Below are 11,549 nucleotides of genomic sequence, written 5' to 3'. Positions count from 1 at the left end.
ACTCCGCTGCGCCGCCTATTTGTTAAGAGTTGCTTGGATTATGCTAATTGTGGTCTAATCTACTGAGATTTTAGAGTTTTAATCAAGGAAGCAACCGCACCAATTACGATTGCAACACTTAGGGAGATCGCAAAGGGACTATAAGGGTTTTGCAGCAATACAGGTGTAACATCAACTTGGTATGGGAAATTTGTGGGTTGGATAGTTGTGATCCTCTGTTGTGGTTTTAACGCAGTCATTTGGTTATTAAACATTATTTCAACCTCATCTCTATTGCTTTTGAGACAAAGGTAATTTGATTTAAAGGTGTTTCTCCAGAGCAAAACAGTTCAAACTAAACTGAACCTTTCTGAACTAATAAGCTAATCTGCTTTTAAGTTGCATAATCCTTAGCCTTAGAAAGACGCGGGAATGCAAAGCAGGGGAGACACGGGGATACAATTTGAAAGATTATTAGCTTATCTACTAGAACTAAATAATACACTGTAACCAGTAATATCTGAGTTAGTCATCTGCTGTTCATCAATGAATAGAACGCCAAATTCTCGTAGTATCGCAGCAACCCCAGAAGGGCTGAAAAAAGTTCGCCGCAGAATGGCCGAACTTCAAAAATCAGATGATGAAATCCAGAATAAGCGTGGTAAAAAGTGTTGGACTCAGGAATACTTGGCAACTCAGTCTTATGTAGACCTTAGTACAGTTAGAAGATTCCTTAAAGGAGAGGCTGTTGATGAAAGTAGTTTTCAGTCTATTATTGGTTCTTTAGGTCTAAATCTGAATGATATTGCTAACTACCAAAATTTAAATTTATCAGTACAGATTAAAGATAATATTGTTGACTGGCATAAAGTGTGTAGCACCATGCTAGAACCCCAGGGGCGGATAACTAGCAACCCCTTGATGCAAGATGAATCTGCCAAAAAAGAAAGAAAGCAGATTTATGTTCCCTTAGCACTAGTGCAGAGGACGAAAACAGATAAACGCAACAAGGAAGACTTTTCCCCAGATGCGGGAACCCGTCTGTATGAACCGGAGTATGAAACGCAGCAGCGATTTGAGCATGAAGCTTTCTTAAGCCAAATTGAAATTCTAGAACACGGCTCAGGTAAAACCAAAGGTAAGCAAATAGCTGTAATTGGGGAACCGGGTGCAGGGAAAACAACACTACTGCAAGCGATCGCTTCTTGGGTATTAGAGAAAGATTTAGGTTTACCAGTCTGGGTTTCTCTGGCAGACTTGGGACGAAATGGAACTTTGACGGATATTCAAACATATATATGTAATAGTTGGCTTGAACAAGCAATTCCCTCAACAAAGTTGACCCAAGAAATACGGGATGACTTTATAAACCAAATTCAGCAAGGGCGAGTGTGGCTGCTGTTGGATGGCGTGGATGAAATATCTGAAGGTTCAGCATCTCACCAGCCATTAGAAGAAATTTCTCGTCAGTTAACTGGATGGGTAGGGCGTTCATCGTGGGTGGTATTAACTTGTCGGCTGAATGTTTGGCAAGCAGATCGTAATGCACTAGAAACCTTTAAAACTTATCGCCTACTCGATTTTGACTACCCCCAACAGGTGCATCAGTTTATCAATAACTGGTTTGTGGAAGAGATTGAAAAAGGAGAACGGTTAAAGACAAAATTAGACTCAGCTGAACGGGTGCGTTTGCGGGATATGGTGCAAACTCCTCTGCGTTTGGCACTGTTGTGTAGTATCTGGCAAAGTGAGGAGGGGGGTTTACCAGAGACAAAGGCAGGACTGTACCATCAGTGTGTGCAACAGTTTTACAAATGGAAACAAAACCTTTTCCGCACCAGCATCCAAGAGCAACAGCATTTAAATCAGGCATTGGGACGTTTAGCTCTACGGGATATCAACGAGGAGGGTTCACGGTTCCGGTTGCGAGAAACTTTTATTATTGAAGAATTAGGCTATCCAGATGATGAGACTTCGCTGTTTTACAAAGCATTAAAACTCGGTTGGCTGAATCATGTAGGGATTGCGGCTGAATCTTCCAGCAAAGAAAAAGTTTATGCCTTCTACCATGCGACCTTTGAGGAATATTTCGCAGCATTAGCTGTTGACGATTGGCAATATTTTCTAAATCACATTCCTGAGAACCCAGAACAAGGAAGCTATCGCATCTTTGAACCACAATGGAAAGAGGTAATTTTGCTATGGTTGGGGCGAGAGGATATAAAACAGCAGCAGAAGGAAGAATTTATTAAGGCGTTGTTAGAGTTTGAGGATGGGTGCAAAAGTCAGAGTCAAATTCCTGACTGGAAGGGATTTTATGAATACCGAGCCTACTTTCTAGCCGCAGCTGGGATTGCCGAGTTTAAAGATTGTGGTTTGGCAGGTGCAATTGTGAAGCAAATCGTCACATGGCGCTTTGGTTATTTTAATATTAAAATACAGGACTGGCAGAGATTTCACCAACAGATAGAAGAAAGTACTAAGGCTTTCCTGGTAGAAGCGGATCGTAAAAAAGCTATCACTGCATTGATGGAGTTAATAGAAAATTCTAAATCGGAAAAAATCAGTTGGCCAGCAGTATTAAGTTTAAGGGAAATAGCTAAAGATAATCCCACTGCTATTACTGCATTAGTGGAGTTAATTCGTAATTCTCAATCGCCAAAAATACGTATTGAAGCAGCATCAATTTTAGGGATAATAGCTAAAGATGATCCCACTGCTATCACTGCATTAGTGGAGTTAATTCGTGACTCTCAATCGCCAAAAATACGTATTGAAGCAGCAGTAGCTTTAGGGAGAATAGCTAAAGATAATCCCACTGTTCTCACTGCATTTATCACTACATTAGTGGAGTTAATCCGTCATTCTCAATTGCCAAAAATCCGTTTTGAAGCAGTAGTAATTTTAGGGGAAATAGCTAAAGATAATCCCACTGCTATCACTGCATTAGTGGAGTTAATTCGTAATTCTCAATCGCCAGAATTCCGTTTTGAAGCAGCATATATTTTAGGGAGAATAGCTAAAGATAATCCCACTGCTATCACTGCATTAGTGGAGTTAATTCGTAATTCTCAATCGCCACAATTCCGTTTTGACGTGGCATATATTTTAGGGGATATAGCTAAAGATAACCCCACTGCTATCACTGCATTAAAGGAATTAACTCGTGATTCTCAATCGCCAAGATTTCATTTTGACGCGGCACATATTTTAGGGGATATAGCTAAAGATAACCCCACTGCTATCACTGCATTAAAGGAATTAGCTCGTGATTATAAATCGCCAGAAATGCGTAATGAAGTAACATATATTTTAGGGGATATAGCTAAAGATAATCCCACTGCTATCACTGCCTTAAAGGAATCAGATCATGATTCTAAATCGGAAAAAATCCGTAATAAAGTGGCATCAGTTTTAGGGGATACAGCTAAAGATAATCCCACTGCTATCACTGTATTAGAGGAATCAGATCATGATTCTAAATCGGAAAAAATCCGTAATAAAGTGGCATCAATTTTAGGGGATACAGCTAAAGATAATCCCACCGCTATCACTGCATTAGTGGAGTTAATTCTTGATTCTAAATTGAAAGTATTCCGTTACCTATTGGTATTTATTTTTAGGGAAATAGCTAAAGATAATCCTACTGCTATCACTGTATTAGAAGAGTTAATTCTTGATGATCAATCGGAAGAAATCCGTTTTAAAGCGGTATCAGATTTAGATGAAATAGCTAAAGATAATCCCACTGCTATTACTGTGTTAGAGGAGTTAACTCGTGATTCTCAATCGGAAGAAGTCCGTTTTCTAGTGGCATCATTTTTAGAGGAAATAAATAAAGATAACCCCACTGCTATCACTGCATTAGAAGAGTTAGCTCGTGGTTCTCAATCGGAAGGAATCCGTTATCTAGCGGCATCAAGTTTAGGGATAATAGCTAAAAATAACCCCACTGATATCATTGCATTAGAGGAGTTAATTCGTGATTCTCAATCGGAAGGAATCCGTTTGATAGTGGCATTATCGTTAGGGATAATAGCTAAAGATAATTTCACTGCTATCACTGCATTAATGGAGTTAGCTCGTGATTCTCAATCGAGATTTATCCGTTTTACAGTAACATCAATTTTAGAGATAATAGCTAAAGATAATTTCACTGCTATCACTGCATTAGTGAAGTTAATTCGTGATTCTCAATCGCAGCAAATCTGTATTGAAGCAGCATCAAGTTTAGGGAAAATAGCTAAAGATAATCCCACTGCTATCACTGCGTTAGTAGAGTTAATTCGTGATTCTCAATCGCAGCAAATCTGTATTGAAGCAGCATCAAGTTTAGGGAAAATAGCTAAAGATAATCCCACTGCTATCACTGCGTTAGTAGAGTTAATTCGTGATTCTCAATCGCAACAAATCCGTAATGAAGCAGCATCAAGTTTAGGGAAAATAGCTAAAGATAATCCCACTGCTATCACTGCGTTAGTAGAGTTAATTCGTGATTCTCAATCGCAACAAATCCGTAATGAAGCAGCATCAAGTTTACAAAATTTGTTAACAGAATCTGAAAATATGACAGTAGTTGTTACCGCTTTGAAAAATCACTTATCAAATGAGGCTTACAAAGTTATCTGGCACTGCACCCAAACTATGACTTATCTGGACTTTTATCAAGCTTGGCATCGTTAGTCGGGTTGGAAAGTAACGCCCGTGCTGTCACACCGACTATCACACTGACTATCGCCTAACGTCATCTCAATACTTTGAGGCTCTAATTCCACGAATTAGCCCAATCGTGTAACTACTAGCTATATATATTGACGTGACGTTGAGCTAAATTGAGGCGCTCGCAAAACATAGATTTTAATCAATGCCCATCAGGTAATAATTGAGAATTTACTTATGTTATTAGGCGTTTTTGGAAAGAAAAAGTAAGCAATAGGATGTTTGGCTTGTTTAAAGTGCCTTGTTTATAAAAGTTGTAACTAGGTGCGAACGCGAACTTATATCAAGTAACTGGGAAAACTCACCCTAGCATGTAACACCACAGTAAGACGAAAAAATTTGTTGGTCTAACTATAAAGGACTAAATAAAAGTTTTTGTCTTTATTTCAAGATGGCATTTCAAACAGGAGTTAAACAAGATAGTACTAATAAGCTTATCCTTGTGTGCGACGATGTTGCAGACAACTGCTTTTTCCTCCAAACTATTTTAGAAATAGAGGGTTATGAAGTTGACATTGTGGAGTCGGGAGCGGCAGCACTAGCAAGACTTGAATCCAAAGTACCAGATCTACTTCTACTGGATGTGATGATGCCCTACATGGATGGGTACGAAGTCGCTCGGCGCATCCGAAACAACCCGATTTTACAATCTCTGACTATTTTGTTGATTACGGCAGACGAAGAGGCGTTTTTGAGAAAGGAGCCTGATGTCAAGGTAGCTGGAGTTATCCGAAAACCCGTTGACCCTGATGTACTAATAGGATATGTCCAGGCGGCTCTACAGCAACGACATCATTTCTAACAATATCTAAGTAGCGAATTGTTAAGCCCCCCCGCTCTCATAAGTTGGTCAGGCTTATATTTATCAATTCATTCACAATCTCTCATGGAGGCGGCACGCGCCGGAAAGGGCGCGTGCCAAGCCTGACCAACTTATTTTTGCTTAAACCCTAACCAGCTTTGCTTTTGACGCTATTTTATACCGCAGAGTAGAGCCTATACTATAAACAAACAAGCCAGCCTCAGTAAGAAAGCCAGTTAAGAAACGGCTATCTTGTAAAGGCTGTCAATCTTTTTTAGTAAAGGTTTAAGACTGCCAGTGCTGTGAAACTTCCTTGCGCGATAATGGCTTAGTCATTATTAATTTTCATTTTTGAGATGACATAGCTATCAATTATTTGCAAGTTAAACATTAAATCATAGCGCAAAATTGACAGTTTGGGGGTAGTTACCACACCCCTCACCGCGATTGTTTTTTGTCAAATTTAACACTAAATATATAATAGCTACCGATAACTATCTATCTTTGTGAATAAGACTCAAGTAAGGAAAGTTGATTTAATTAGTTGTTAAATCAAGTTAATAAAATTTCAAGTGCCCACTAGATAGCTAGTTAGCCGCTAGCCACTAGTAGGACTTCCTCCGTAATTGAGTTGGCAACTAAGGAGGCCAATTTATCATGTCAAAGAATTATTGTGATGCGTATCCTAAAGATGATATAAATATCTTCAAAGGATTGAGAGTTCTTGTAGTAGATGATACAAAAGATATCCTTTTTTTAGTTACTTATCTTCTTGAAAGCTATGGAATTCAAGTAATGACGGCAAACAATGCTTCGTCAGCATTATCGCTGATTAAACGATTTCCAGTGGATCTTTTAATCAGCGATCTTGCGATGCCTTGGTACGATGGATATTGGTTAATACAAAAAATCAGGCAACTTACGCAGCTACAAAATAGAGAAATTCCAGCGATTGCTTTTAGTAGCAGCGCAGAAGCTAAGGCGCGTGAAAAAGCTCTAGCGGCTGGGTTTCAAACTTATATAGAAAAGCCTTCACACCTAGAGCAGTTAATAACAGAAGTAGCAAAACTGCTTTTGCGTTCGGGTAAAAGCAGTCCAAAGAATTTGGCGGGACAAGGACGTAATGGAATAAATCTAGTCTGATTCTCCGGCAGAGCAGTTCTCCACGAAGTTAGGAAATATTAACAAGATTTGCCAGCAAGGACTAAAAGCTAATATGAACTCCTAGCCAGAATCCCACCACTTCTAAGGCACGAGCCCTGTAATAAAATGCCCTTAGTCTATGAAAGCCCTCTGTTGCTTTCATCGCCAAATATATAGTCGTTTAGCCACAATATCCTTGATAGGGTTGTTCATTTTATTTCTTGGATCTTCTTAATGGTGGGAGTGGCTAAAATAACTCAAGTTTATATTAATATAGGTTCCAAATCGCTTGGTTTGCGGGTCGCTACAGCTAATGCTTCTTTTTCTAGATTTTCATCCATCCAAGAAAACATATCAGCAATTGATTTAACCATACCTTGAACTCCGTCACTGAAAATTTCAATGTCTTTCTCAGACTTTATATACATTTGAGCCACCTGAATTAACTCATCCGTATGTTCTGGATCTAAGTCGCAGTGAATGTGGAAATATTCGATGGTATAGTCATCAATCCCCTGAAATATTTTGCGAAGTCCCTCGATATACTTGGTAAACACTCCAGGTAGGACTTGCTCAATCGCCGCAAATCTTCCTAAGGAAAGTACTAGAGGTTCTTCATCACAAACTTCAAATTTTTTAAAGCGTAGTGCCGGAATGAGAAATGCTCCATCATCAGCATTGATATCGATTTTCGGACAGTTAATACCTTTCATAAAGCGCATAAACAATGCCACATGGGCAAAGTCTGCATTGAGTTTACCGTGTTCAGTAAATGCATTCTCTAGCATGAGCGTTCTAGCAAGGTAACTTTCCATTTTTGACGCAACTTTGAGAAAAGCCATATTGAATCTGTTTGAGCCAGGTAACATTTTCATAGCAAACTGGCGGATTGCGTCTTGTGAAAAATCTCCCTTAGCAAAGCGTTGAACAAAGGGATGTAGAGATAAATCCTGTGCAGTTGTTATTTCTGATAAAACTTGGTGTAATTGATTGTAAATTTTAGTCTCTGAAGAAATAATTATAGTCATAATTTCCGGTTATAAATAGTCTGTTTCTAGTGCTTACTCGTTGAATTTGACACCAACTTAGATAATTAATCGCAAAGTTTACTTAGCAAAAACGCATGTTTTTACTAAGCGAGCATTTAAATACTATTGTCAAAGAATTACAGGTAAATAAACATAGATAAATCGGACAAAACCAGCAGTAGCAATGCTTAGCTTTATAACTGATTTTCTCAAAAATAAATTATTAATTTATGACTTGGCTATCTCCAAACCCATTGGTACATAATTAGTTAATAAATTTAAGATTTTATTTGTTTATATACATGACAAAATGGCATTTTTTCCCAAATCTTTACTTTCTCATCCCATTTATAAAGTTACTATCAATTATAGTTTTGATGTTCAACTGATGGTTAGCTCAATAAGTCCTTAATAGCGTATAATAATTGGCTAAGAGTATAGGGCTTCTGCAAAAATAGATTAATGCCAGCGTCAGCAGCTTCGATAAGCGGGCTATTTGCCGCGCTCCCGCTGATGGCAATAATCTTGACCTGTGGATTCATTTTTTGCAGGATACGGATGGCGGTTAACCCATCCATCGACGGCATCATCATATCCATTAACACTATGCTGATTTGATTTTTGTACTCGGCGTACAATGAAACTGCCTCGATTGCATTACTAGCTGTTAAGGTTCTGTAGTTATAGTCTTCTAATGAAGTCTTGGTAATCTCCAAAATAGCGGCTTCATCATCTACCACTAGAATCAATTCTCTGTTCCCGTTGGACAATTCCAAGTTCTCTGCTTGCTGATTTGTCCTTTCCTCATCTGCTGGCAAATACACCTGAAATTGGGTGCCTTTACTAACCTCGCTCTCTACGTTAATAAAACCACGGTAGTTTTTGACAATGCCAATTACAGTAGAAAGACCTAGCCCTGTGCCTTTGCCCGGTTCCTTAGTTGTGAAGAAGGGTTCAAAAATGCGATCTAAAATGAGTGGGGCCATGCCAAATCCCGTATCTGACACAGTTATAACTACATAGTCCCCTACATTAGCATCCAAATTCATCCTGGCAAAGTTTTCATCAACGAAGAAATTATTTGCACAGATAGATAGGGTGCCGCCTTCAGGCATGGCATCACGAGCATTGACGCACAGGTTCATTAATACCTGATGTATTTGACTAGGATCTGCCTTGATTCTCCAAAGGTTTTGTGTAGATAGATTTTTGCTGATTATGATCGACTTTGGAAATGTACTGTTAAGAATTTGCTCAACTTCCAGTAGTAAGGGTTCTATTTGCAAACAAATACTTCTACCTTCAGAGCCCCGTGCAAACGTGAGAATTTGCTTGACTAAATCTGCCGCACGTTTAGAGTTATTTTCGATAATCTTTAGTAGTTGCTGATTGCGTGCATCTATATACGGAAGTTTAAGCGTCAACATTTGAACTGAGAACATAATGGGCGCCAAGATGTTGTTGAGGTCGTGGGCAATACCACTCGCCAGCGTGCCAAGGCTTTCTAAACGCTGGAGACGGAGCAATTGCGCTTCTAATTGTTTTTTCTCAGTGATATCTCTTCCTACCCCCTGAGTTTCAATGACCTGTCCAAGTTCATCTGTAATTGCGGTAACGTTCCATTGAAACCAACGAATACCGTTAACTGTCAATGCACGTTGCTCACTAACGGTCAAGCGATGAGGTGGAGATGCTAAAGCTGTCATGTTTTCTCTCGCTTGAGGTAGGTCATCTGGATGAAAAAACTCAAACAATAAGTGATCGCGTAACTCATCCAATTGCAAGCCGAATGTTTGGCACGCCGCTAAATTAGCGAAAGTCAACCGCCCCGGCAAATCAGTACGGACAATCACATCGGTTTGGCTCTCAACCAAGTGGCGATAGAGTTTCTCACTCCGCTGCAATGCTTCTTGGGAATTATGTGCCATCTGAACAAAAACATACAACTAACATTCATCGTCCAAAAACTGTTGTCAGCTTTTTATCAAGCTAATAACTTGACGTTACATGACTTGATGTTACATAATTTAATATTAGCTGGCAATACCTTTGCCAAGAACAGAGGTAATCTAACTCCTGCTGAAACAGCCCAAGACAGGCATAGAGCCGCGAGATAAGTGCAAATTCGGAAATAGAGGCTGGAAACCCTTGCAAATTCTAGGTTTCAAAGATTTTGGTAGTTATAGAAGTTCCAGCTTCAAATGGTCGCTCCCTAGAATGGCATCAAGACTACATAATTGCTGTAATCCTTGATATATCTGGTGTTTAAGGGGTTGAGCCGAGATATGTGTAATTTTAAGCAAGATGGTCTGGAAAAGCTTGTTGCATATGGCTTTTAGCGTTTTTAATAGTTCCGCCTGATTTGAGCCGCGCATACTTGCAGTGTGAGGGTCAATAATTGCTTTTCGCCTACCAAAGAGAATTAATAAAACTGTGTGGTTGAAGGCTATATAATGGGCTACAACCCTTTATTAAAAGGAGCTTCAGGCAATTCACTTTGAAAGAAGCTCCGAGTCCAAGCTGTACAACCTGTAAATAAAGTTAATAGATACTCCGGTTTTTGTAGCCATAGACACGCAAAGTTTATACCACAGTAATAATTTTACTTAAAAATTGCCGAAACCTATATATAGCAGGAGTTTCCAGACCATCTTGCAGCTTTTTACACATGTCGGGTAAGGAGGCATACGTCGCCGTATCCTCCTCCCCTAAGAACCGGACAAGATTGTTACCAATCATCCGGCTCAAGCCTCGGCTTACCAGAACGTCTGCAATAATGTGTGGCTTGGTGACACACCTTATGAAGATGAACGAGATTGTTGATATTATCTGTTCCTCCATCTTTCACACTTTGAATGTGATGTGTGTCGATTTCTTCTCCATTAAACAGATGTTCACTGCATATTGGGCAAAGCCAGTTTTGTTGTTCGGCGATTAAGTAAAGTTTTGAGCCTTTAATCCAACGAGTTTTCCCGTACCGAGTGCTTCTGGAATGCCAATATTTATGCAATGTGGGGTCATCAGGTGATGCAAAGCCTTTAACTTTGACATGGCGTTGAATGGGGATTTTCGACAGTTCTGTAATGTAAATTGATTTTGGTTTACTTCTTCTGTCTTGAGTTAAGGCAAAAAATTTCCAGCCACCACTAAGGCGGCGAAAATATTTTCTTAACACCCATTTCTTCCTTCTTTTACCATGTCTTCTCAATACCCATTTATAGAGCATTCTCCATATTTGGTCATCAAAGAATGAGAAGACTTGTTTACTAACCCCAAATCTGTAGTAGTTGTCCCATCCTCGAATTATGGGGTTGAGTTTGTTTATTAAAACTTCCGGGGAGACATCAGGGTGATGTTTCAGCCATTCTCTAATTTCTTTGAGTTTGACTAGAACTTTCTCCTTTTGAGGTTTAGTTAGACATTTACCATTATGTTGTCTAATATTGAATCCTAGAAAATTAAATCCAGTTTCAACATTGACAATTCTAGTTTTATCTTGATTTAGTTCCAATCCCCTGTTGCTCAACCAACCTTCGATGTAGGGTTTAATAAAGTCGATATCTTCAATCTTTCTAGCGGTGTTGGAGAAGCTACGTAGCATTAATTTCATGAAGCTACGTACTTTGTTATGTTGACGATTCTGGGTGGCACGGTAAATTCTTTGTCTGAGGTTCCTAACACGCTTTTTGACTATCTTCCAATTGATGGAAAACCAATCATCAAGCTGCCCTTTGACTCCGATTCCATATTTGGCTCTATCTTTCATCACAAGTGCGGAACTTTTACGCTGTCTTACCGTTTGAGACCAACGGGAAGTCTGCTACCTTTCGGTATAGGGCAAGAATCCCTTATCCTGGGCATTACCCCAGGCTTTCGCT

General features: G+C 39.3%; 7 protein-coding genes. 3 read left to right on the top strand and 4 right to left on the bottom strand.

Annotation, left to right across the window (positions count from 1 at the left end; all coding sequences use genetic code 11):
- Window positions 1-59 precede the first annotated feature (59 nt).
- On the bottom strand, window positions 60-254 hold the full coding sequence (locus FNW02_RS29000) for a hypothetical protein (RefSeq protein ID WP_191760922.1): 195 nt from the start codon (window positions 252-254) through the stop codon (window positions 60-62).
- A 271-nt stretch (window positions 255-525) separates the two neighbouring features.
- Here FNW02_RS29000 and FNW02_RS28995 point away from each other — a divergent pair, with 271 nt between their 5' ends.
- The 3 genes from FNW02_RS28995 (at window position 526) to FNW02_RS28985 (ending at window position 6,643) form a co-directional block, all read left to right on the top strand.
- Window positions 526-4,662 carry a HEAT repeat domain-containing protein gene (locus FNW02_RS28995; protein ID WP_191760921.1) on the top strand — a complete coding sequence of 1,379 codons (4,137 nt, stop codon included), beginning with the start codon at window positions 526-528 and terminating at the stop codon, window positions 4,660-4,662.
- Window positions 4,663-5,089: 427 nt separating this feature from the next.
- Entirely contained in the window at window positions 5,090-5,500 is a 411-nt protein-coding gene (locus tag FNW02_RS28990) for a response regulator (RefSeq protein WP_191760920.1), read from the top strand.
- Window positions 5,501-6,157: 657 nt separating this feature from the next.
- Window positions 6,158-6,643: a response regulator gene (locus FNW02_RS28985; protein WP_191760919.1), complete on the top strand. Its 486-nt coding sequence runs from the start codon at window positions 6,158-6,160 to the stop codon at window positions 6,641-6,643.
- A 263-nt stretch (window positions 6,644-6,906) separates the two neighbouring features.
- Here the strand turns inward: FNW02_RS28985 and FNW02_RS28980 are convergent, their stop codons facing one another.
- The 3 genes from FNW02_RS28980 to FNW02_RS28970 form a co-directional block, all read right to left on the bottom strand.
- The gene (locus tag FNW02_RS28980; RefSeq protein ID WP_191760918.1) at window positions 6,907-7,671 is read right to left on the bottom strand and encodes an iron-containing redox enzyme family protein; all 765 of its coding nucleotides are present in this window, start codon (window positions 7,669-7,671) and stop codon (window positions 6,907-6,909) included.
- A 392-nt stretch (window positions 7,672-8,063) separates the two neighbouring features.
- Window positions 8,064-9,599 carry a hybrid sensor histidine kinase/response regulator gene (locus tag FNW02_RS28975; RefSeq protein WP_191760917.1) on the bottom strand — a complete coding sequence of 512 codons (1,536 nt, stop codon included), beginning with the start codon at window positions 9,597-9,599 and terminating at the stop codon, window positions 8,064-8,066.
- 800 nt (window positions 9,600-10,399) lie between these two features.
- A complete protein-coding gene (locus tag FNW02_RS28970; protein ID WP_191760952.1) occupies window positions 10,400-11,437 on the bottom strand; it encodes a group II intron maturase-specific domain-containing protein in 1,038 nt (345 codons plus the stop codon).
- Window positions 11,438-11,549: the final 112 nt, after the last annotated feature.

This window comes from Komarekiella delphini-convector SJRDD-AB1, from assembly GCF_014831675.1.
Taxonomy (GTDB): Bacteria; Cyanobacteriota; Cyanobacteriia; order Cyanobacteriales; family Nostocaceae; genus Komarekiella.
This window is presented reverse-complemented; position numbering and strand designations above follow the sequence as displayed.